At 57.5% G+C, this 22,054-nt stretch carries 19 protein-coding genes; 15 read left to right on the plus strand and 4 right to left on the minus strand.

Going from position 1 to position 22,054, the window contains the following annotated elements; genetic code table 11:
• Positions 1–80 precede the first annotated feature (80 nt).
• From urtA to ureC, 11 genes are all read left to right on the plus strand, one after another.
• Entirely contained in the window at positions 81–1,346 is a 1,266-nt protein-coding gene (urtA, locus tag ACQR3R_RS27745) for an urea ABC transporter substrate-binding protein (protein ID WP_428277416.1), read from the plus strand.
• A 192-nt stretch (positions 1,347–1,538) separates the two neighbouring features.
• Positions 1,539–3,041 carry an urea ABC transporter permease subunit UrtB gene (gene urtB / locus ACQR3R_RS27750; protein ID WP_428277418.1) on the plus strand — a complete coding sequence of 501 codons (1,503 nt, stop codon included), beginning with the start codon at positions 1,539–1,541 and terminating at the stop codon, positions 3,039–3,041.
• Positions 3,041–4,120, plus strand: coding sequence for an urea ABC transporter permease subunit UrtC (urtC, locus tag ACQR3R_RS27755; protein ID WP_428277420.1), 1,080 nt, complete (start codon positions 3,041–3,043; stop codon positions 4,118–4,120). The genes urtB and urtC overlap by 1 nt, the downstream gene beginning before the upstream one ends.
• Complete coding sequence (gene urtD, locus ACQR3R_RS27760; RefSeq protein WP_428277422.1) at positions 4,117–4,986, plus strand: urea ABC transporter ATP-binding protein UrtD; 870 nt, start codon at positions 4,117–4,119, stop codon at positions 4,984–4,986. The genes urtC and urtD overlap by 4 nt, the downstream gene beginning before the upstream one ends.
• Positions 4,987–5,104: 118 nt before the next feature.
• Entirely contained in the window at positions 5,105–5,803 is a 699-nt protein-coding gene (gene urtE, locus ACQR3R_RS27765; RefSeq protein WP_428277424.1) for an urea ABC transporter ATP-binding subunit UrtE, read from the plus strand.
• 41 nt (positions 5,804–5,844) lie between these two features.
• The gene (locus ACQR3R_RS27770; RefSeq protein ID WP_428277426.1) at positions 5,845–6,684 is read left to right on the plus strand and encodes an urease accessory protein UreD; all 840 of its coding nucleotides are present in this window, start codon (positions 5,845–5,847) and stop codon (positions 6,682–6,684) included.
• A 158-nt stretch (positions 6,685–6,842) separates the two neighbouring features.
• On the plus strand, positions 6,843–7,145 hold the full coding sequence (locus ACQR3R_RS27775) for an urease subunit gamma (RefSeq protein WP_428277428.1): 303 nt from the start codon (positions 6,843–6,845) through the stop codon (positions 7,143–7,145).
• 9 nt (positions 7,146–7,154) lie between these two features.
• Entirely contained in the window at positions 7,155–7,688 is a 534-nt protein-coding gene (locus tag ACQR3R_RS27780; RefSeq protein ID WP_428277430.1) for a GNAT family N-acetyltransferase, read from the plus strand.
• A 6-nt stretch (positions 7,689–7,694) separates the two neighbouring features.
• Positions 7,695–8,228 (plus strand): GNAT family N-acetyltransferase, encoded by a 534-nt coding sequence (locus tag ACQR3R_RS27785; protein WP_428277432.1) that lies wholly within the window; start codon positions 7,695–7,697, stop codon positions 8,226–8,228.
• On the plus strand, positions 8,228–8,536 hold the full coding sequence (locus tag ACQR3R_RS27790; RefSeq protein WP_428277434.1) for an urease subunit beta: 309 nt from the start codon (positions 8,228–8,230) through the stop codon (positions 8,534–8,536). The genes ACQR3R_RS27785 and ACQR3R_RS27790 overlap by 1 nt, the downstream gene beginning before the upstream one ends.
• Before the next feature lie 111 nt (positions 8,537–8,647).
• Positions 8,648–10,348: an urease subunit alpha gene (gene ureC / locus ACQR3R_RS27795; RefSeq protein WP_428277436.1), complete on the plus strand. Its 1,701-nt coding sequence runs from the start codon at positions 8,648–8,650 to the stop codon at positions 10,346–10,348.
• Positions 10,349–10,369: 21 nt separating this feature from the next.
• Here ureC and ACQR3R_RS27800 read toward each other — a convergent pair whose 3' ends face one another.
• Positions 10,370–14,971, minus strand: coding sequence for an NEL-type E3 ubiquitin ligase domain-containing protein (locus ACQR3R_RS27800; RefSeq protein ID WP_428277438.1), 4,602 nt, complete (start codon positions 14,969–14,971; stop codon positions 10,370–10,372).
• Between the two features lie 334 nt (positions 14,972–15,305).
• Here ACQR3R_RS27800 and ACQR3R_RS27805 point away from each other — a divergent pair, with 334 nt between their 5' ends.
• The 3 genes from ACQR3R_RS27805 to ACQR3R_RS27815 all read left to right on the plus strand — a co-directional run bounded on the left by ACQR3R_RS27805 (position 15,306) and on the right by ACQR3R_RS27815 (position 17,847).
• Positions 15,306–16,433 carry an ATP-binding protein gene (locus ACQR3R_RS27805; protein ID WP_428277440.1) on the plus strand — a complete coding sequence of 376 codons (1,128 nt, stop codon included), beginning with the start codon at positions 15,306–15,308 and terminating at the stop codon, positions 16,431–16,433.
• An 89-nt stretch (positions 16,434–16,522) separates the two neighbouring features.
• Positions 16,523–16,819, plus strand: a complete 297-nt coding sequence (locus ACQR3R_RS27810) for a DUF6124 family protein (protein ID WP_428277441.1) — start codon at positions 16,523–16,525, stop codon at positions 16,817–16,819.
• Between the two features lie 104 nt (positions 16,820–16,923).
• Complete coding sequence (locus ACQR3R_RS27815; RefSeq protein ID WP_428277443.1) at positions 16,924–17,847, plus strand: RHS repeat-associated core domain-containing protein; 924 nt, start codon at positions 16,924–16,926, stop codon at positions 17,845–17,847.
• Positions 17,848–17,867: 20 nt separating this feature from the next.
• Here ACQR3R_RS27815 and ACQR3R_RS27820 read toward each other — a convergent pair whose 3' ends face one another.
• Both ACQR3R_RS27820 and ACQR3R_RS27825 read right to left on the minus strand, forming a co-directional pair.
• Complete coding sequence (locus ACQR3R_RS27820; RefSeq protein ID WP_428277445.1) at positions 17,868–18,173, minus strand: chaperone modulator CbpM; 306 nt, start codon at positions 18,171–18,173, stop codon at positions 17,868–17,870.
• Positions 18,174–18,196: 23 nt separating this feature from the next.
• A complete protein-coding gene (locus tag ACQR3R_RS27825; protein ID WP_428277447.1) occupies positions 18,197–19,144 on the minus strand; it encodes a DnaJ C-terminal domain-containing protein in 948 nt (315 codons plus the stop codon).
• Between the two features lie 297 nt (positions 19,145–19,441).
• On the opposite strand from ACQR3R_RS27825, the gene ACQR3R_RS27830 reads away from it, so the two are divergent.
• Entirely contained in the window at positions 19,442–20,716 is a 1,275-nt protein-coding gene (locus tag ACQR3R_RS27830; RefSeq protein ID WP_428277449.1) for an Hsp70 family protein, read from the plus strand.
• A 312-nt stretch (positions 20,717–21,028) separates the two neighbouring features.
• Here the strand turns inward: ACQR3R_RS27830 and ACQR3R_RS27835 are convergent, their stop codons facing one another.
• The gene (locus ACQR3R_RS27835; protein ID WP_428277451.1) at positions 21,029–22,042 is read right to left on the minus strand and encodes an AI-2E family transporter; all 1,014 of its coding nucleotides are present in this window, start codon (positions 22,040–22,042) and stop codon (positions 21,029–21,031) included.
• Positions 22,043–22,054: the final 12 nt, after the last annotated feature.

Genomic DNA, 22,054 nt, shown 5'->3' on the forward strand with positions numbered 1-22,054 from the left:
AGGCACAGCCCTTGCTAATGACCCTTCAGTAGTCCGCATCTGCCAACCAAAAAAAATTCAATGTTGATGGAGATCGCACAATGAAGCGTCGCAGTTTGATCAAGGCTTTCACACTCACGGCATCTATCGCCGCGATGGGCATGACCTGGACTGTCCAGGCTGCCGAAACCATCAAGGTCGGTATTCTGCACTCGTTGTCCGGCACCATGGCGATCTCCGAAACGTCGCTTAAAGACATGGCGTTGATGACCATCGACGAAATCAACGCCAAGGGTGGCGTGAACGGCAAGATGCTCGAACCGGTCGTCGTCGACCCGGCCTCCAACTGGCCGCTGTTCGCTGAAAAGGGCCGTCAGTTGCTGACGCAAGACAAGGTAGCGGTCGTGTTTGGCTGCTGGACCTCGGTGTCGCGTAAATCGGTATTGCCGGTGTTCGAAGAACTGAACGGCTTGCTGTTCTACCCGGTGCAATACGAAGGCGAAGAAATGTCGCCCAACGTTTTCTACACCGGCGCTGCGCCTAACCAACAGGCGATTCCAGCGGTTGAATACCTGATGAGCGAAGAAGGTGGCAGCGCCAAACGCTACTTCCTCTTGGGCACCGACTACGTTTACCCGCGCACCACCAACAAAATCCTGCGCTCGTTCCTGCACTCCAAAGGCGTGGCGGACAAGGACATCGAAGAGGTCTACACCCCGTTCGGTCACAGCGACTATCAAACCATCGTGGCCAACATCAAAAAATTCTCGGCCGGTGGCAAGACAGCAGTGATCTCCACCGTCAACGGCGACTCCAACGTACCGTTCTATAAAGAACTGGCCAACCAGGGTTTGAAAGCGACCGACGTGCCGGTTGTGGCGTTCTCGGTCGGCGAAGAAGAGTTGCGCGGCATCGACACCAAGCCGTTGGTGGGCAACCTCGCGGCGTGGAACTATTTTGAATCGGTGCAGAACCCGGTTAACACCAAGTTCGTTGCTGACTGGAAAGCCTACGCGAAGAAACACAACCTGCCGGGCGCTGACAAAGCGGTAACCAATGACCCGATGGAAGCCACCTACGTCGGCATCCACATGTGGGCGCAAGCGGTTGAGAAAGCCAAGTCCACCGACGTCGACAAAGTCCGCGAAGCCTTGGCGGGCCAGACTTTCGCCGCGCCGTCCGGTTACACGCTGACCATGGACAAGACCAACCATCACCTGCACAAGCCTGTGATGATCGGCGAGATTCAGGCCGACGGTCAGTTCAACGTGGTATGGCAGACCGAAGGGCCGATCCGTGCCCAGCCCTGGAGCCCGTTCATCGCGGGTAACGACAAGAAGCCGGATTATGCAGTGAAGAGCAACTAAGCCACTGGGTGTCGGGGTCTGATTTTCTGGTCCGACACATATATCTGTTGGAAGGGTTTTTGTGGCGAGGGGATTCATCCCCGAAGGGCTGCCCAGCGGCCCCCATTATTGGGGCCGCTTCGCGCCCCATCGGGGATAAATCCCCTCACCACACAGCTCGCTCCCACAATGTCCGCGTCAAGGCGACTCTCTATGCCCACTGCCCTTTACCGCCTATTTCTCGCCATCGCATTTTTACTGCCGATGGCTGCTTATGCCGGTGATGCCGAAGATTTCGTTGCGGCCAATCCCATGCAGCAAGCCAAGCTCCTGGAAACCTGGGCCGCGCAGCCCGAGCCGGCGCGCATCGAATTGATCAATGCCTTGCAACAAGGTGAATTGACCGTCGATGGTCAACCTAAAACCTTGCGCCTGAACAATCGCCTGCGGGGTTTGATCGACACCGCGCTGGCCAGCCATCAATTGCTCGCCGCCGACGCCAAAGTCCGCCTCGCTGCCGCGCAACAATTGCAAAAAAGTGCCAAACCGGCGCAGCTGAAATTCCTCGACCAGCAGTTGGCTGGCGAAAAAGACCCGTCCGTGCATGCCGCCCTCAGCCTGGCGCTGGCCAACCTGCAATTGGTGGATACCGCCCCGGCGGTACGTCTGGCCGCAGTGCGTCTACTCGGCGAAACCGGCGACCCACTGGCGCGCACACGCTTGGAAAGTTTGCTCGCGCCCGGCGTCGAAGCCGACGCTGGCGTACGCACTGCCGCCGAAACCAGCCTTGCCCAGGTCAAACGCAAACTACTGATCGGCGAAATTCTCGGAGAAGCGTTCAGTGGCATGTCACTGGGCTCGATCCTGCTGCTGGCGGCACTGGGCCTTGCCATTACCTTTGGTCTGCTCGGCGTGATCAACATGGCCCATGGCGAGATGCTGATGCTCGGCGCGTACTCGACGTATGTGGTGCAACTGATGTTCCAGCGCTTCGCACCGCAGGCCATTGAGTTCTACCCACTGATTGCGTTGCCGGTCGCGTTTTTTGTCACTGCCTGCATTGGCATGGCGCTGGAGCGTACGGTCATCCGTCATCTTTACGGCCGCCCGTTGGAAACATTGCTCGCCACGTGGGGCATCAGCCTGATGCTGATCCAGTTAGTGCGCCTGATCTTCGGCGCGCAGAACGTTGAAGTGGCAAACCCCGAATGGTTGTCGGGCGGCATTCAAGTGCTGCCCAATCTGGTGCTGCCGTACAACCGCATTGTGATCATCGCTTTCGCGCTGTTCGTTGTCGTACTCACCTGGCTGCTGCTGAACAAGACGCGCCTGGGCCTGAACGTTCGCGCCGTCACCCAAAACCGCAACATGGCAGCCTGCTGCGGCGTGCCCACCGGGCGTGTCGACATGCTCGCTTTCGGCCTCGGCTCAGGCATTGCCGGGCTCGGCGGCGTCGCCCTGAGCCAGATCGGCAACGTGGGGCCGGACCTCGGCCAGAGCTACATCATTGATTCGTTCCTGGTGGTGGTACTCGGCGGTGTCGGTCAGTTGGCCGGTAGCGTGATGGCCGCTTTCGGGCTGGGCATCGCCAACAAAATTCTCGAACCGCAGATCGGCGCGGTACTCGGCAAAATCCTGATCCTGGCGCTGATCATTCTGTTCATCCAGAAGCGTCCGCAAGGCCTCTTCGCACTGAAAGGACGGGTGATCGACTGATGAATCAGCCTCTGATGCTCACGGCCACGCAAAAGGCCGGCCCCAAAATCACGATTGCAGTCGGCGCGGTGATTCTTGTGCTGTTGCTGGCGCTGCCGTTGCTGTCGCTGCTCGCGCCCGACAGCACACTGCATGTCTCGGCGTACACCTTGACGCTGGTGGGCAAGATTCTGTGCTACGCCATTGTTGCCCTGGCACTTGACCTGGTGTGGGGCTACGCCGGCCTTCTGTCGCTGGGCCACGGACTGTTTTTCGCCCTCGGTGGTTACGCGATGGGCATGTACCTGATGCGCCAGGCCTCCGGGGATGAACTGCCGGCGTTCATGACATTTCTCTCGTGGACCGAGTTGCCGTGGTACTGGACGGGAACCAGCAGCTTCATCTGGTCGATGTGCCTGGTGGTATTGGCTCCCGGGCTACTGGCGCTGGTGTTCGGGTTCTTCGCCTTCCGCTCGCGGATCAAAGGCGTGTATTTCTCGATCATGACCCAAGCGCTGACGTTCGCCGGCATGTTGCTGTTTTTCCGCAACGAAACCGGGTTTGGTGGCAATAACGGCTTTACCAACTTTCGCACCATTCTCGGCTTCGGCATCACCGAACCCGGCACACGCGCCGTGTTGTTTTTCGCCACCGTGGTGTTGCTGGTAGCCAGCCTGTTTATCGGCTGGCGGCTGGCGCAAAGCAAGTTCGGCCGAGTGCTGACGGCGCTGCGCGATGCAGAAAACCGCCTGATGTTCTGCGGCTACGACCCACGCGGTTTCAAGCTATTCGTCTGGGTCTTGAGTGCGGTGTTGTGCGGCTTGGCCGGCGCGCTGTATGTGCCACAAGTGGGGATCATCAACCCCAGCGAAATGTCGCCGACCAACTCCATTGAAGCGGCCGTCTGGGTAGCCTTGGGCGGTCGCGGAACACTGATCGGCCCGCTGCTCGGCGCGGGTGTGGTCAACGGCATGAAGAGCTGGTTCACCGTCGCTTTCCCGGAATACTGGCTGTTCTTCCTGGGCGCGCTGTTCATCGTTGTGACCTTGTATCTGCCGAAGGGCGTGATCGGTTTGCTGAAAAAAAGGGGCGAACAATGAGAGTGACTGCCACGGCCGAATTCATGCTCGAACCGGTGTTTTTCCCACCTGAACCCAACAAGGATGCCGGCAGCAGTCGCGACGTCATCGGACTTGGGCAACGTGTTACGCCAGGCCTGGACACCCGTCACGGGACCCTCCTCACGCTGGAAGACATCAGCGTCAGCTTCGATGGGTTCAAGGCTTTGAACGATCTGAACCTGTACATCGGCGTCGGTGAACTGCGCTGCATCATCGGCCCCAACGGCGCAGGCAAAACCACGCTGATGGACGTCATCACCGGCAAGACCCGTCCCAGTCACGGCAAAGCCTGGTTCGGCGAAACCCTGGACCTGACGTCCATGAGCGAGGTGCAAATCGCCCAGGCCGGCATCGGTCGCAAGTTTCAGAAGCCCACCGTGTTCGAAGCCTTGAGCGTGTTTGAAAACCTCGAACTGGCGCAGAAAACCGACAAGTCGGTGTGGGCCAGCCTGCGTGCGCGGCTAAGCGGTGAACAGCAAGATCGCATCGCCGAGGTGCTGGAAACCATACGCCTGAGCGCCTCGGTCAATCGCCCGGCGGGATTGTTATCCCACGGCCAGAAGCAGTTTCTGGAGATTGGCATGCTGTTGATGCAGGACCCGCAATTGCTGTTGCTCGACGAGCCGGTAGCCGGCATGACCGACGCTGAAACCGAGTTTACCGCCGAGTTGTTCAAGAGCCTCGCCGGCAAGCATTCGCTGATGGTGGTGGAACACGACATGGGCTTCGTCGGCTCCATCGCCGACCACGTAACCGTGTTGCACCAAGGCAGTGTGCTGGCCGAAGGGTCACTGGCGCAGGTGCAGGACAACGAGCGCGTGATCGAGGTGTACCTCGGTCGCTAGACCTGCAAACACGGTCACTGTGGGAGCTGTTTAGACAACATCAATGCTGGATGTGCCGCCCCCATCGCTGGCAGGCCAGCTCCCACAGGGCTCTGGTTGAAATCTAAGGAATCAAGACATGCTTCAAGTCGACAAGCTGCACCAATATTACGGCGGTAGCCACATCCTGCGAGGCCTGACGTTTGAGGTGAAGGTCGGCGAAGTCACGTGCCTGCTCGGGCGTAACGGCGTTGGTAAAACCACGCTGCTCAAGTGCCTGATGGGCTTGTTGCCGGCCAAAGAAGGCGCGGTGAACTGGGAAGGCAAACCGATTACCACCTTCAAGCCGCATCAACGGGTACACGCCGGGATCGCCTACGTGCCTCAGGGCCGTGAGATATTCGGTCGGCTGACCGTTGAAGAAAACCTGCTGATGGGCCTGTCGCGTTTCCCCGGCGCCGACGCCAAGGAAGTGCCGGCGTTCATCTATGAGTTGTTCCCGGTGCTGCTGCAAATGAAGCAACGTCGCGGCGGTGACTTGTCCGGTGGTCAACAACAGCAATTGGCAATTGGCCGTGCATTGGCCAGCCGTCCACGCCTGCTGATTCTTGATGAGCCCACCGAAGGCATCCAGCCGTCGGTGATCAAAGAGATCGGCGCCGTGATCAAAAAACTTGCGGCGCGTGGTGACATGGCAATTTTGCTGGTCGAGCAGTTCTACGATTTCGCCGCCGAACTGGCCGATCAGTACCTGGTGATGTCACGAGGCGAGATCGTGCAGCAGGGGCGTGGCGAAAATATGGAAGCCGAGGGTGTGCGCGGGCTGGTTACTATCTAAGGTTACGGTCTGATCTGCAGCACAGACGATTATTGGAAAATATGAATTCACCTATTCCCACTGCCCTCTTCACCCCCAGTTGGCACGCCGAGCTGGAGTTGGGCTATGCGCGATTCAGCGACACGACACGCCCGGTCCAGCGACGCCATAAGGGTCCGTTGCGGGTGCAAAAACATCTGTATGCCGAAGGCCCTGAAGTTTGCCAGCACATCATCGTGCATCCGCCAGGCGGGATTGCCGGAGGTGATCGGCTGGACATCTCGGTCAACGTCGGCCCGGCTGCGTGGGCGCAAATTACCAGTCCGGGCGCCGCCAAGTGGTATCGCGCGGCGGGGCCGGCGTTTCAAACGCTGGCGCTGAAAGTGGCGGCGGGTGCAACGCTTGAGTGGGTGCCGCAAGAGACGATTATTTTCAGCGCTGCACACGCCGAACTCAGTACCGCAATTGACCTTGAGGGCGACGCCCGTTTGTTTTATTGGGACGTTGTGGCGCTGGGACGTCCGGCCAGTGGTGAGCGCTTTGACCTCGGGCATTTTCAGGCGCAACTGGACATTCGCCGCGACGGCCAGTTGATCTGGCACGAACGCCAGCGCATTGTCGGGAATGACGGACTGCTGGATTCACCCATCGGGCTGGACGGCCAACCGGTGTTTGCGACGTTGTTGGTGACCGGCGAAATCGAAAGCGAATTACTGGAAAAGTGCAGGTCGCTGCCCAATGATGTGCGTGGAGACCTGACCCAATTGCCGGGCCTTTTGGTGGCCCGCTGCCTGGCCAGTGAAGCGCTGTTGGCGCGAGGCTGGATGATTGATTTATGGCGGTTGCTCAGGCCTGCATTGTTGGGCCGAGAAGCCGTGGCCCCAAGAATATGGAGCACCTGAAACACGTTCAGATGTGCGATCGAGCCTGCTCGCGATGGCGTTGTGTCAGTCAGCATCAATGTTGGCTGACAGACCACTTTCGCAAGCAGGCCCAAGCCCACAACGAACATATTCACTGATCCGAATACTTTTTTATCTGCCGACAATGGATTTTTACGATGGACCTGACCCCACGCGAAAAAGACAAGTTGCTGATCTTCACCGCCGGCCTCGTCGCCGAACGGCGTTTGGCGCGCGGCGTGAAACTCAATTACCCGGAAGCCATGGCGTACATTTCCGCGGCCCTGCTTGAAGGCGCACGTGACGGCAAGACCGTGGCCGACTTGATGCACTTTGGCACCACGCTGCTCAGCCGTGAACAAGTGATGGAAGGCATCCCGGAAATGATCCCGGAAATCCAGGTGGAGGCGACGTTCCCGGACGGCACCAAACTGGTCACCGTTCATCAACCCATCGCCTGAGGACGCGCCATGACTTATGACATCCGTGACGCGGTGCACGCCGACCTGCCGGCAATACGTGACATCTACAACGACGCCGTGCTGAACACCACCGCGATCTGGAACGAACAACCGGTGGACTTGGGCAATCGCCAGGCCTGGTACAGCGCCAGGCAGTCTCAAGGTTATCCGGTGCTGGTGATCGTTGACGGCGATAACGGCGTGCTGGGCTACGCTTCATTTGGTGACTGGCGGCCGTTTGATGGTTTCCGCCACACCGTTGAACACTCGGTTTATGTGCGCAGCAACCAGCGTGGCAATGGCCTGGGCCCACAATTGATGACGGCGCTGATCGAACGCGCCAAGGGTTGCGACAAGCACGTCATGGTCGCGGCCATCGAAAGCGGCAATGCCGCTTCAATACGCCTGCATGAGCGAGCCGGTTTCGTGATCACCGGGCAGATGCCCCAAGTGGGTACAAAATTCGGGCATTGGCTGGACCTGACGTTCATGCAACTGACCCTTAATCCTGGCGCGGAGCCTCCGCCCGCCCAGCAGGAGTAACTGCTGATGAACGCCGCCCAATTGCGTCGCGTCAATGTTGAAAGCTTCGCGCACTACCGCCAGGGTTTGATCGAATTGTTGCTGGACGCTGTCGGCTATGGCGCCAGCGTCGGCTTCATGGCCGACCTGGATGCCGCTCAGGCTCGCGCCTATTTTGATGAGGTTCAGGAGAACCTGAACAAGGGTGACGTGCTGCTGTGGGTGGTGGTCAAGGATGAACAGGTGCAGGCCAGCGTACAACTGACGCTGTGCCAGAAAGCCAATGGTATGAACCGTGCCGAAGTACAGAAACTGCTGGTGCGCGAACAGGCGCGGCGGCGTGGCCTGGGCCAACAACTGATGAGTGCCCTGGAGCTTGCCGCCCGTCAATACAAACGCGGCATGCTTTACCTCGACACCGAGGCCGGCTCACCCGCCGAAGACTTTTACAAAGCGCTGGGTTACACCTGCGCCGGGCAAATTCCCGACTACGCCTGCGACCCGAGCGGGCACTACAAACCCACCGCCCTCTACTACAAGATTCTCCAAGGAGCGCATTGATGATTCCCGGTGAATACCAGATCCAGCCTGGCGACATCGAGCTCAACGTCGGCCGCCGCACCCTCAGCCTGAAGGTGGCTAACAGCGGGGATCGACCGATTCAGGTCGGCTCGCATTATCACTTTTTCGAAACCAACGACGCCTTGACCTTCGACCGCAGCGCCAGCCGTGGCATGCGCCTGAACATTGCGGCCGGTACCGCCGTGCGCTTCGAACCCGGTCAAAGCCGCGAAGTGGAACTGGTAGACCTGGCCGGGCATCGACGGGTGTTCGGGTTTGCCGGGCGGATCATGGGCGAGCTCGACTGATCGTCCCCTGTGTCGGGTAATGCTGTTCACTTAGATGATCTTCAGACAAGCAGAACTCTGTGGTGAGGGGATAAATCCCCTCACCACGTTAAATTTGTGCAAGGAATTGCAATGAAAATCTCCCGTCAAGCCTACGCTGACATGTTCGGTCCAACCGTCGGCGACAAGGTACGCTTGGCCGACACCGAACTGTGGGTCGAAGTTGAACAAGACTTCACCACCTATGGCGAAGAAGTAAAATTCGGTGGCGGCAAAGTCATTCGCGACGGCCAGGGCCAGAGTCAATTGCTGGCCGCCGAGGTCGTCGATACCGTCATCACCAATGCCTTGATTATCGACCACTGGGGCATCGTCAAAGCCGATGTAGGCCTCAAGGACGGTCGCGTTGCAGGCATCGGCAAGGCCGGCAACCCGGACGTACAACCGAATGTCACCATGGCTATCGGAGCCAGCACCGAGGTCATCGCCGGCGAAGGCATGATCCTTACCGCAGGCGGCATCGATACCCACATTCACTTCATCTGCCCGCAGCAGATCGAAGAAGCACTGATGAGCGGCATCACCACCATGATTGGTGGCGGCACCGGCCCGGCCACCGGCACCAATGCCACCACCTGCACTTCGGGCCCGTGGCACCTGGCGCGCATGCTACAGGCCGCCGATGCATTCGCGATGAACATCGGCCTCACCGGCAAGGGCAACGCCAGCCTGCCGGAACCGTTGATCGAACAGGTCAAGGCTGGCGCCATCGGTCTCAAGTTGCACGAAGACTGGGGCACCACGCCGGCGAGCATCGACAATTGCCTGAGCGTTGCCGATCAATACGATGTTCAAGTCGCCATCCACACCGACACGCTCAACGAGTCCGGTTTCGTTGAAACCACCCTCGCCGCCTTCAAGGGCCGCACTATCCACACCTATCACACCGAAGGTGCGGGTGGCGGTCATGCGCCGGACATCATCAAGGCTTGCGGCTTTGCCAACGTGTTGCCGAGTTCCACCAACCCGACGCGGCCCTTTACCCGAAACACCATTGATGAACACCTCGACATGCTGATGGTGTGTCATCACCTGGACCCGAGCATTGCCGAAGACGTGGCCTTCGCCGAAAGCCGTATCCGCCGCGAAACCATTGCCGCCGAAGACATCCTGCACGACCTCGGCGCGTTCTCGATGATCAGCTCCGACAGCCAGGCCATGGGCCGCGTCGGAGAAGTCATCACACGCACCTGGCAGACCGCCGACAAGATGAAAAAACAACGCGGCGCTCTGCCCGGTGACGGTGAGGGCAACGATAATTTCCGCGCCAAGCGCTACATCGCCAAGTACACCATCAACCCGGCGATCACTCACGGCATCAGCCATGAAGTGGGCTCGGTAGAGGTGGGTAAATGGGCCGATCTAGTGCTCTGGCGCCCGGCATTCTTTGGCGTAAAACCGACGCTGATTCTCAAGGGTGGCGCCATTGCGGCCAGCCTGATGGGTGATGCCAACGCCTCGATACCCACGCCACAACCCGTGCACTACCGTCCGATGTTTGCAAGCTACGGTGGCTCGCTGCACGCCACCAGCCTGACTTTTATCAGCCAGGCTGCTCAAGAGGCAGGGCTGCCGGAAGCCCTGGGTTTGAAGAAGAAGATTGCCGTGGTCAAAGGCTGTCGGTCAGTGCAAAAAACCGACCTGATTCACAACGACTATCTGCCAGACATCGACGTCGACCCGCAGACTTATCAGGTCAAGGCCGACGGTGTTTTGTTGTGGTGCGAACCTGCCGATGTACTGCCCATGGCGCAGCGCTACTTCCTGTTTTGAAGTGACCAGCGCAGCCAGCGCTCAACGGGGAGGCTCGACGGTAAAGGGTATTTCAACTCTTTGCAGTCGGGCACGATCAATGGCTTGTTGCGTCAAGGTTTTAGACAGGGCTTTGATTGCGGCAAACTGCTCCATCTCGTCAGCGTCTTCGAGGCTCAGCTTGAGGTCGTTGAATTCACGGCGGTAAGCCTCTTCGAGGTAGGTCTCCCAGAACGGTTGTTCGAGAATCAGATCGGCAAGCAACTCGCCTTGCTCCAGTGCAAGTACTCGCACAAAAGCCGCCTCTATCATCACCTTGCTGACACCGGCCATTTTTCTGAACAGCATGCCCCGCGATTGCCACGGTAAATCCAGACGCGCGGCCAAATCAGTCATGTACGCCAGGTGAACCTCTACCTCGTCAATCGTCCCGACTACGAGGCCCATACCATCAACATACCGGAATGCTTCTCCGGCATTCAAACGTTCAGCTACACGACGACGCGCGATGCTGCCGAGCTCATTCAGCCGTGATTTACCTTGGGCCAGCGTCACCAGTTCGGCCTCCACAAGCGCTGGGTTGATCAAACCGTAAGCCTCATGAACCAACACCTGAAAGCCCATGGCGTTGAACAATTGCGTACCACCATCAGCACACTCGGTGGCTACTACCGCTTGGGCGAAAATGGACTCTCGCAATTCGGTGTCCCTTTCCATCGCTGCAAGCATGCGCCAGACCTTGGAGGAGAGTTGGTATCGATACGTAGTGTCCTGCGCCCCGAAATCGGCTGACTGGGTCAATTTCCTGATTTCATTGAAAAAAGGCACGGAGTCGAATTCGTCTTCAACGGTATCCCACGCCTCTTGCTTGGCATTCCATTCGTCCTGAGAGAGATCCCCCACCCAATCCGCACTGTCCAGCATGCCTCTTGGGGGATAAGGCCGGTCCGGCTCCATGCCCACGGACTCGATGTAGTCCTTGAGCTGTGCAAGATTCTGCGCAGACATCCACCGCGGCTCGCGGCTCAAGAATGTCCGAGCGAGCAACTCGGCCCGAAAGGAACCCGGCGCCACCTGCGGAATTCGCGTGATTGGGTTGTAGCGAAGATTCAGATAAATACTGCGCGGGCGCGGCTGGGCAAACAAACCCGTGGGCCAACTATCGAGACCGGTGCTGTCCAGTGTCAGGGCTTGCATGTAAGGCATTCGGCTGATATCCGGGGCCAACCCGAGCGGGTTGTTACTCAAGCGCAACGACCTTAGTTGAGTCATTGACTTCAGTCGCGCGACTCCCACGTCCGTTAACCGTATCTGATTGTCGTCAAGCATCAGATCGATAAGAAACGGCATATCAGTGATGGCCTCGGGGATGCTCGTTAAAAGATTTTTCGCCAAGGTAAGGCTGCGCAGGTTCCGAAAGGACTTGAGGAAGTCCTGCTGGCTATCGAGCAACTTAGCATCAGACATGTCGAGTAACGTCACATGGTCAAAATTGGCCCTGAGTTCAGGCATTCCAGCCAAGTGCTGGTCCATGTGTAAACCACTCAGATCAAGCCTTTGCGGGTGAGTGATGCCCGTAGCGTCGCTACCTCTTGGGCCGGTGCGCTGCCAGCATTGCCTGAACCTGCGGTACAGCGTGTTTCTTGAGTTCCACTGTGCAACGCCCCTCGGGCTTAAACGAAACGCAGCCGTGGGTGAATTCACCCACCGCTCAAAAGAGCGGCACATAGAACTGAACTCCGCTTCCAATAGTTTCAAGCGATGGTCGGCCTGACTGCCGAATCCACTCAATAGCTCATCAACCTGCTCTGCAGTGAACGCTGGATACAGGGAGCTGACCCGTCGACCAAACACCTCACTGCTGTATGAAATCTGCGGATAACCGCGCACACCTCCGCGTAAACGCATGGTCAGCGGATCATAGATCGGCTTTTGCAACGGGTTTTCCGCAAGCATTGGCTTGAACGTGTTGCGTGTCAGTGGCGCGCGTTGAACTGCTTGTCGCAAGGTCGCGGCTTGATTGATTTCATAACCCAGCGCTTGACGCTCTTCATCAGGCAAGGCGTGCAAGACAGAAGCAAAGAGGTTGTCAGGGCCGTGAAGATGATGATCGGCTGCATCCCGCGCTTCGTAATGCCCCTCTGTGCTGACCAGCACTTTTTGCACCTGCGCGTCTTGCGGGCCGATTGCGTCACGCAAGCGACCGGTGAAGGAATGCTCGCGAATCTCGATGCGCACATCGCTCGGCCAGTTCGGCAGTGCTTGCAAGGAATGCAGCGCCAGCCGCTCGGTATCGGGGGCTTGCAGCGCATCGAGGAAAAGTCCTTCATAGGCTCGGGCCACACGGACCTCGAGCAAGGCTGCACGCACCTGCTGCCGTAGCTGTAACGGAATACGCTTATGCTCGGCAAGTATTTGCACGTCGCCCGCTTCAGCGTTAGCCAGCAGCTCTTCGGCAATAGGGGTGGGTAATTGCGCGTAAGCGTCCTGAAGCACCGCTGCCGAGGCATTGGCAGAGGACGATGGAACGCTCTCTGGCAATTTCCCCGTTTGCGCCCTTGCCTTGAACCGGCTGATCGTGTCGATCAACAAGGCCGGTGGCGCTTCACTTTCAACGTGCAGCCTGCGTAGCAGGTTCTCTTCTACACCACTGACGATGCGTATCTGCTCGAGCGTCGCATCATCGAACGCATCCACCATCATTCCCAGACGTCGCATGAGCGCTGTCTTGTCCCACTCGATCGGGCGGTCGAGTTCGGTGTACCACGTTCCAGCTCCATTATGTGCAAGCTTTGGTTGATAGGCATTCGGCCGGTCCGGGTGCAGGGCCCGGGATTGCCCGGTGTGTGGATCGTCTTTTACAGAGAAATACTTGCCGTCAAGCGAGAGCAACTCTTGATCGTTATTAAGCAGTAGACCTCGCTCATTGGGCAGGTATTGGCGGCCCGCAGACATTGTGTGCTCGTAGGGACTCAGGTCAGGGTTCCAGAGGCTGACTGTGCCATCGGCACGTTCAACCGGTTTCAGTTGGTCGACAAAAGTCGAAGGCCGGACGGCTGCAGCACCGGCGGGTAATACGTGCCCTGCCGCCATGATTGCCAGTTGGGCAAAATTGATCAGCACGCCGCATAGATGGCCAGCCGCTTCCTCTTTGTCGCCTCTACTCCAGTCTTCGACGCCCTCCATGGCCTCGAACATCATTTGTCCGACCATAATGCCGAGTACCGCGTCCCCCACGCCAGGCACCAACATTGCGCCGAAAATAAACACATTCCAGCCAATGTTCGCGTAACTGCTGAGTCGCGCCCATCGGGCGTTTGCATCTTCATCGCCTGTAGGCACGGCAATTTGTCGCGCATCGGCGATCGCCTTGTTGCACCGCCACTGACTGATTTGCCACCAGAGGTCGCCCTCTATCGGGACTGTAATCGGCTGGGCGTCGGGATTCTCCACTGAGGTTTCACGCCACCACGGCCCCATATCCAGGGGTTCGCGTTGCTGCCAGGTGAACGTTGTAAAGCGCTCCCGTACGCGTGAAAAAAAGTGGCCCTTGTCTTTTTGCGGCACAAAACGACTGAAAAACTGTTGATAATCCGATAGACGAAGTTGGCGGGTGAGTTCCTTCATAAAGTCGGTAAAAGAGTCGTACTCCTTGAGGGGATGATCAGGGTCGTCAGGCACGTAAGCGATCAACTTTCCATCAAGACGTGATTGCTTGTATTCATCGTCTCTGCGCAGCATGTCTTCAACAACGCTGCCGGGGCCATTGGCAAAAAAGCCCTGCAGAATTTTGAATTGATCAAACTCTTGTCCGGGGAGTATTGCCAATTGCCGTGACCACGCCATCATCAAACGCTGGTGCACTGGAATCAGGCTATCGTAGATCCTTTTAATATAGGTTGGATCCGCAACAGCACTGAATAACACAATACCTGTGAGCTTCACCCCCAAGAGCGACAACCGATGAGCAAGTAACGGACGACCACCCAACGTTATATCTTGCTGGTTGTCGCTCAGTTGCTTTAATTTACCGTATGCGTGCGCGGATACATCACCCTTCAAGTGCGCGATCAATGCCGACTCACTGAACGCTGCCTTCTCGGCGTCACTGAAGTGCCGCGCAACTGACTGTCTGGCATCAGTGTCTGCAGGTTTCAGCAACCCGATAACATGGCGATGATACTGTGCGCCCAAGTCCAGCTGCCGACACAACGTTGCAAATGCAGCGACGGTTAACGAATGGCGCTCCAGTGCCCCTTGCGCATCGACCACGAAGATTCCGGAGCCATCACGATAGGCTCCCTCCCGGGTTTCAGAATCTTCGAAGTTGTGCAGCGCAGCTTGCAGCAGTGTCGACTGCCTGACTCGACTGGCGTTATTATCAATTCCAAGCCCCAAGGGCGAGGGAATATAAAGTTTGATCAATACTTTATTAACGTCAAGCTTCAGACTCAATTGTTGTTCCAATGCCTGAACAAGCAAGGGTTCAGCAAACTCACCGATATCCTTTTGCAAGTCTGCAAGCGTGCCATCCAATGTGTCTTGCAGTCGCCAGCGTTCACTGCTGAGTTGTTTTAAATACTGACGATCAATACGGCGTGCGTTGACATACCAGTCAGGAACCGAGGTCTCTTTATTGGCCATTGAAACTAACCTTGACAAAGGCGCGCCTTTTAACGGCGTCGGTATTTTACTGACCAAGTACTGCAGGTGAACATTTTCATCAGACCCATTCATTTCGCAATCATCCATGCGCGACAATAAGAGCCACCAGCTTATTGAATACCTGAAAATATAAAAGATTAAATAACCGAAGATAAAACACTCATAAAACGAAACCCTTATCGAACTTCAAAATCTAAAATATAATTAATTACTGCCCCGACAGCGCACAAACATGAACGGGGCTGTCAGCAGTAGTTTTTACCCGAGCACAAAGGGGCTAAGATGCCCTGACTTTCCAGCCAGGTAATGAGCCATGCGCTTATCGGACTTCATCAGGCAGCACGTAGACCGTATCGTCGATGAATGGGAACAGTTCGCCAAATCCATCACCCCTGCGGCAGACAACATGGCGCGGGTAGCGCTACGTGACCACGCCAAGGAGATTTTGCTGGCCGCGGCGCGAGACATGACCACCGCCCAAACCGCCAGCGAACAGCTCGCCAAGGCCAAGGGTGAAGGCCCGGAAAAAACTCCAAGCCTGGTCGAAGCCGGCGCCAGTCATGGCGAGTTGCGCCATACGGTAGGGTTTGACCTGGTACAGATGACCAGTGAATTTCGCCACCTGCGCGCGTGCGTTATCCGCTTGTGGGTCAAAAGCCTGGAGTTACCGGACCTGGCTTATTTCCAGGACATGATCCGCTTCAACGAGGCCATCGACGAAGCGCTTGCCGAATCCACGGCGGCCTATGCCGAGCAGGTCAATCGTTCGCGAGATATCTTTCTCGCGATCCTCGGCCATGATTTGCGCGCCCCATTGCAGGCCGTGAGCATGTCCGCCGAACTCTTGATGCGCAAAACCACACTCGAAGGCGATGCACTGGCCTGCGCAAACAATATCAAGCGTGGCGCAAGGCACATGGCGGTGATGGTCAGTGACCTGCTGGAGCTGGTTCGCAGCCGATTGGGCAAGAGCCTGCCCATCGAACCCGTGCCGATGGACCTGGCGGACAGCGCGCGCGCAGCAATTGCCGAAGCCTGTGCCGGTAATCCCGAGTGCGACCCGACGATTCAGATAGAGGGCGATACACAAGGCGTGTGGGACGGCGGACGGCTCAGTCAACTGCTGCAAAATCTGATCGGCAACGCGCTGCAGCACGGTTCGAACAAACGGGATGTGACCGTCAGGCTCAGTGGCGAACCTGATGCGGTGCGTATTACGGTGCACAACTTCGGCGTTCCGATTCCCGAAGACGCAATCATGACGATATTCGACCCGCTGGTCCGCAGTTCCGATGAAGAGCTTGGCGCGCCGTCCACAAGCCTTGGCTTGGGCCTGTTCATCGTCAAGGAAGTGGTGGATGCACACGGTGGCACCATCGACGTCACTTCCAACCAGAACGACGGCACGCTGTTTACGGTGGTTTTACCTAAAAAGGCTTAAGACGATCGCACTGCGCCGAACCGGGCCAAGAAACACGTCAGAAATTTCCCGGTTTCCTGGTTGAAATCAGCACATGGTTGGTGCGCAAGGTGACTCCCGATCTTCCCACAGCAGACGACACCGGCATCGCAGTCGACCACTCTTCCTTTGCCGACATCCGCGCCACCCCGCGCACGCCGTCCACGATGTTCATCGTCAATCCTGAGATCGATACTCAAGCACTGTTGGGTTTTGCCAGCGAGTCGCTGGCTGCAGCCTGCGTGATCACCATGGACCTGGCTGACCGGGAAACGGGGCCCGGTCGCAACACCCTGCTGGGAATCGCCCAAATCGTCATGACGGCAGAAATTTCGGTGAACCGTGCACTGGACCCACTCGAGCCTTAATGCTGAACCGGACTATCAGAACTGATAGTTCCCGATGTGAAATGGTGCGCGTAAAAGGGAAGGTGCGCTGTACGCAAACCAACCACGATCAAGGAAGTCAGCCAATGCTCAACTCCGGTCACTCGTGCCAGAAACGCACTGTCTTGTTGGCCACCGATAATAAAAACTCGGTGCTCGCCGAAATCGTTGCCGACACGACTCATCGCAGGGCGTATTCCACCTATGGTCATCAGTCGGTGCAACATGAGGTCATGGCGGGAGTCGGGTTCAATGGCCAGTTACGCGAGCCGCGCATCGGCTGGTATTTCCTGGGCAACGGTTATCGCGTCTACAACCCGCGACTGATGCGTTTTCATAGCCCGGACAGTTGGAGTCCGTTTGGGGCGGGTGGCTTGAATGCTTATGCGTATTGTGTGGGAGATCCGGTGAATTGTTCGGATCCGACGGGGCACGTAGGTCTTTTCAAACTTCTTACTGGGCAATCGCGCAGCGTATCTCGGTCACCCAGCACGTCCAGTCTGAGCCCTCTTATCTCAAACAACCCCTCGGTGCCTCCAGTCGGTTACCCACCCACGTCGCGGCTCCAGGGAACGGCGCGGGGTGTAACGAATCCAGGTCTCGTTGAGAACGCGCAAGCGTCTATGCCGAGGTACGAAAACATACCGACAAACACCGAGAAGCGTTATACGGCAGTAACCATTCAAAATCCCACCACTTCCAGGCTTAGAGGCGGCGCGCCCCCTCCGATTCCGTCCAGACAACAGCCCCGTTTTAATGACACTGGCGGACAGGCAGGAATTATCAGCCCCAACTGGAAGGAAAATGAAGATTATCGTTACCATAAGGTATGGAGCAGCAAACCATTTGAGCGTCCTTTTGCTCCCGTTCCACCTACCAGAACGTTGTCAGATGGCAGTACGCTTCACTACCGAGTGAATTACGACTCCAACGGCAACCCCCACCAGAGCAGTGTGCAAAAATTTGATGTGTCTCAACTGCAGAATGCCCTGAGAAATGTGCGGAACTAGATGCTGAGAGTTTGAGCCCCTTACTCCACCACCAACCTTCCCAACCGCTGCTTGAGCATGCGGTTCTCGGCCCGCAGTTGCTGCACCTCATCGAGCAGGTCCAGCGCCAGGGCGACACCTTCCCATTCCAGGTCAAGGTCGCGCCGCAGCTTGGCGGCGCGCTTGGCCAGGACTAGTTCGTAATCGTTGAAACGCCAATCCTTGGGAACGGAGCCCTGAGGTTCGAGGATGCCGTGCTCGACAATCTCGATCACGTAGACGTCCGATAAATCAGTCGCCTCACAGAATTCTGCCAGGTCCAGGTGAACGATCAGGGGGTTGCTCATGATGGGCTACTCCGTCTCTTGGATCAGAAATTTTCTCTAGGGTCGAACGCGGCTTTTTTAGCCAGTTCCTGCCACAGCGCCTTGACCTCATCGTCTGAAGTCTTGGGCATCACAGCCTTCAGCTGCACGAACAAATTGCCGCGCTCGCCTGCCTTGTTCAGCAAACCGTGCCCCTTGGCGCGCATACGCTGACCATTCTGGCTGCCAGCGGGTACCTTGAGGTTGATCTTGCCGGTCAGCGTCGGCACCGCCACTTCCGTGCCCAGCGCCAACTCCCACGGCGCCAGCGGCAACGTGATGATCAGGTTCTCACCTTCTACATCAAATTTTGGGTGCGGCGCGAAGCGAATAATCAGGAACAAGTCGCCATTGGCGCCGCCACCGATGCCCGGAGCACCTTGGCCCTTGAGCCGAATTCGCTCGCCGTCGGTCACGCCGGCCGGGATCTTCACGTTCAGGCTTTTGCTGGTATTGCTTACATGTTGGCCGGCAGCGTTGTACTGAGGCACCTGGAAAGAGACCTTCTTCGATTCGTTCGAGAGGGTTTCTTCCAGAAAAACCGGTAATTCCATTTCCACGTCTTGTCCTCGACGCCCGGCACTGCGGCCCGACTGTCCACCACCAAAACCAGGGCCACGGTTGCCGAAGATCGAACTGAAAAAGTCCGAAAAATCGCCCGTGTCCTGACCACCGCCAAAACCGCCAGCCCCACGCCCCTGCCAACCTGGTGGGCCCTGGAACGGCTGGCCGTGCTGGCCATATTTGCGCAAGTCATCATATTCGGCGCGTTTGTCGGCACTTTTCAGCGCCTCATATGCTTCCGAGGCGTCCTTGAACTTGGCCTCGGCATCCTTTTCCTTGCTGACGTCTGGGTGGTATTTGCGCGCCAGCTTGCGATAAGCAGCCTTGATGGTCTTATCGTCAGCAGTCGGCTCTACACCGAGAATCTTGTAATAGTCTTTGAAGTCCATCTAAGGATCACCATCCGTTATCGAAATCGCGCAGCCGGGACACAGCATGCTCTTGTTTACGGCATTTGGTTTGACCGATCTCAAAAGTGTGACCGGGCAGCGCATCAGAAGTTTATCGGCAGCGGCAGGCGGTTCTTGTGCTCGCCCACTGGCTGCCAAGCCTATGCAGGGTAGTTTGGGGGTAATGGACGCGCTTTCAAGGCGCTAATCGATGAGATTTAGCGGATAGTCGGCCTTCGATTATTCGCCGCGCTGACATACACTGCGCGGCCGTTTTTTAACCGGAACTCGATAGACATGAAAAACGCATCTCCAGCCCGTGCCTGCGGCATCGACTTCGGCACGTCCAACTCCACCGTCGGTTGGTTGCGCCCCGGCGTGGAAACGCTGATCGCGCTGGAGGATGACAAGATCACCTTGCCGTCGGTGGTCTTCTTCAACATGGAAGAACGCCGCCCGGTGTACGGTCGACTGGCGTTGCACGAGTACCTGGAAGGGTACGAAGGCCGGCTGATGCGCTCGCTGAAGAGCCTGCTGGGTTCCAAATTGATCAAGCACGACACCAGCGTCCTCGGCACGGCGATGCCGTTCAAGGACCTGCTGGGGTTATTTATCGGTCAGTTGAAGAAGCGTGCTGAAGCGTCGGCAGGCCGCGAATTCGAAGAAGTGGTGCTGGGCCGCCCGGTGTTTTTTGTCGATGACGATGAGATGGCCGACCAGGAAGCCGAAAATACCCTGGTCGATGTAGCGCGGGCCATTGGCTTCAAGGATGTTTCATTCCAGTACGAGCCCATCGCGGCCGCGTTCGATTACGAATCAACCATCGAGAAAGAAGAGTTGGTACTGATCGTCGACATCGGCGGTGGTACGTCCGACTTCTCGCTGGTGCGCCTGTCGCCGGAGCGCCGCAACCACGACAACCGTCACGACGACATCCTCGCCACGGGCGGTGTGCACATCGGCGGTACCGATTTCGACAAGCAACTGAGCCTGCAAGGCCTGATGCCGCTATTTGGCTACGGCAGCCGCATGAAGAGCGGCGCCTACATGCCGACCAGCCACCACATGAACCTGGCCACTTGGCACACCATCAACTCGGTGTACTCGCAAAAGTCGACACTGGCCCTTGGCAGCATGCGTTACGACATCGAGGACACGGGCGGCATCGACCGTCTGTTCAAGCTGATCGATCAACGTGCCGGGCACTGGCTGGCGATGGAAGTGGAAGAAACAAAAATCCACCTGACTCACGCCGACAGCCGACATGTGCCGCTGGACCGGATAGAGCCGGGCCTGAGCGTGGAGCTGAGCCGCGCCCTGTTCGAGTCAGCGATCGACGCCCTGCTGGAACGCGTGCGCAACAGCGTGACGCAGATGCTGAACGACGCCAACGTACGGGTTGATCAAGTGGACACCGTATTCTTCACCGGCGGTTCGAGCGGCATTCCGGCACTGCGCAACAGCGTATCGGCGATGTTGCCGAATGCGCGGCACGTGGAAGGCAACATCTTCGGCAGCATTGGTAGCGGCTTGGCGATTGAAGCCATGAAACGCTATGGCGCTATGGATTGATCCAACACCTGGGAGACGTCATCGCGAGCAGGCTCGCTCCCACAGGGACCGCATCCAGCTGCAGGAACGCGGTCTGAAGGCATTGACTTGTGGTGAGGGGATTTATCCCGATCTGAAGGCATTGACTTGTGGTGAGGGGATTTATCCCCGTCTGAAGGCATTGACTTGTGGTGAGGGGATTTATCCCCGTTTGGCGGCGAAGCGGTCGCATGCATTGGGGCCGCTTCGCGCCCCATCGGGGATAAATCCCCTCGCCACATTAAATCCACAGCGGATCAAACCATCCCCACTCCACAGTAGATCAACAGCGGATCAAACCATCCCCACCAGTTTCAACTCACTCTTCAAATAGGCGTAATAAATCGGCCCCGCCACCACTCCCGGCAGGCCGAATGCGGCCTCGAACACCAGCATTGCCAGCAGCAACTCCCACGACTTGGCGCTGATCTGGCCGCCGACAATGCGTGCGTTAAGGAAGTACTCGAGCTTGTGGATAAAAATCAGATAGCCCAACGCCGCCACCGCCACCCAGATCGACAGGGATAGCCCGACGATGGTGATCAGGGTGTTCGACATCAGGTTGCCAATCACCGGCAACAAGCCGAGCAGGAAGGTCAGCACGATCAGGGTTTTGGTCAGCGGTAGCTTGATCCCGAACATGGGCAGGATCACCGCCAGGAATATCCCGGTGAAAAAGGTGTTGAGCAGCGAAATCTTGATTTGCGCAAAAACGATGTTGCGAAACGCCTGCACCAGTAAATGCAAACGGTCGAACAGCGCAGCGGCGAGCGGCTTGCGTTTGGTCACATCCGGCACCCGCTGCAGGGCAATGATCGCCCCCAGTACCATGCCGATCAGGAGCGTCACAAACATGTGCGCCGCGTCCTTGCCCACCAGTTGCAAGTCGCTGAGGTGTTTGCTCAACCAGTCACCGATGGCCACCCGGAATTCGGCAGCACTGGCTGGCAGATAGACGTCTAGGAATGGCGGTAATTGGCCGCGCGCGCGATCAACCACGCCCATGAATTTGTCGAGAGAAGCCCCGGGATTTTCCGCTTCGTGCAGCAAGAAACTGATGGCACCGGCAAAAATCAGCGCCAGTACACTGACCACCAAGGTTCCCAGCAACGCCACCGCCAGCCAGCGCGCACGGCGACCTTCGATCAGTCGCTGCAATTGCGGGGTCAGCATGTTGACCAGTTCGAATACCAGCAACCCCGCCAACAGGCTAGGCAGCAATCGCAATGGGATCACCAACAGCAAACCACCAAAAATGATGACCCAACTGATCAGCAGCAAAACGTGGCGTTGAGAAAACGTTGGCATACAGCCTCAAAA

This window comes from Gordonia sp. IEGM753, assembly GCF_050321825.1.
Lineage (GTDB): Bacteria > Pseudomonadota > Gammaproteobacteria > Pseudomonadales > Pseudomonadaceae > Aquipseudomonas.

Bases quoted from the DNA above. Each gene is read 5' to 3' on its own strand.
- urtB (WP_428277418.1), top strand. From the start codon at position 1,539: ATGCCCACTGCCCTTTACCGCCTATTTCTCGCCATCGCATTTTTACTG.
- ACQR3R_RS27775 (WP_428277428.1), top strand. From the start codon at position 6,843: ATGGACCTGACCCCACGCGAAAAAGACAAGTTGCTGATCTTCACCGCC.
- ACQR3R_RS27805 (WP_428277440.1), top strand. From the start codon at position 15,306: ATGCGCTTATCGGACTTCATCAGGCAGCACGTAGACCGTATCGTCGAT.
- urtD (WP_428277422.1), top strand. From the start codon at position 4,117: ATGAGAGTGACTGCCACGGCCGAATTCATGCTCGAACCGGTGTTTTTC.
- urtA (WP_428277416.1), top strand. From the start codon at position 81: ATGAAGCGTCGCAGTTTGATCAAGGCTTTCACACTCACGGCATCTATC.
- urtE (WP_428277424.1), top strand. From the start codon at position 5,105: ATGCTTCAAGTCGACAAGCTGCACCAATATTACGGCGGTAGCCACATC.
- ACQR3R_RS27800 (WP_428277438.1), bottom strand. From the start codon at position 14,971: ATGGCCAATAAAGAGACCTCGGTTCCTGACTGGTATGTCAACGCACGC.
- ACQR3R_RS27820 (WP_428277445.1), bottom strand. From the start codon at position 18,173: ATGAGCAACCCCCTGATCGTTCACCTGGACCTGGCAGAATTCTGTGAG.
- ACQR3R_RS27825 (WP_428277447.1), bottom strand. From the start codon at position 19,144: ATGGACTTCAAAGACTATTACAAGATTCTCGGTGTAGAGCCGACTGCT.
- urtC (WP_428277420.1), top strand. From the start codon at position 3,041: ATGAATCAGCCTCTGATGCTCACGGCCACGCAAAAGGCCGGCCCCAAA.
- ACQR3R_RS27780 (WP_428277430.1), top strand. From the start codon at position 7,155: ATGACTTATGACATCCGTGACGCGGTGCACGCCGACCTGCCGGCAATA.
- ureC (WP_428277436.1), top strand. From the start codon at position 8,648: ATGAAAATCTCCCGTCAAGCCTACGCTGACATGTTCGGTCCAACCGTC.
- ACQR3R_RS27815 (WP_428277443.1), top strand. From the start codon at position 16,924: ATGCTCAACTCCGGTCACTCGTGCCAGAAACGCACTGTCTTGTTGGCC.
- ACQR3R_RS27770 (WP_428277426.1), top strand. From the start codon at position 5,845: ATGAATTCACCTATTCCCACTGCCCTCTTCACCCCCAGTTGGCACGCC.
- ACQR3R_RS27790 (WP_428277434.1), top strand. From the start codon at position 8,228: ATGATTCCCGGTGAATACCAGATCCAGCCTGGCGACATCGAGCTCAAC.
- ACQR3R_RS27785 (WP_428277432.1), top strand. From the start codon at position 7,695: ATGAACGCCGCCCAATTGCGTCGCGTCAATGTTGAAAGCTTCGCGCAC.
- ACQR3R_RS27830 (WP_428277449.1), top strand. From the start codon at position 19,442: ATGAAAAACGCATCTCCAGCCCGTGCCTGCGGCATCGACTTCGGCACG.
- ACQR3R_RS27835 (WP_428277451.1), bottom strand. From the start codon at position 22,042: ATGCCAACGTTTTCTCAACGCCACGTTTTGCTGCTGATCAGTTGGGTC.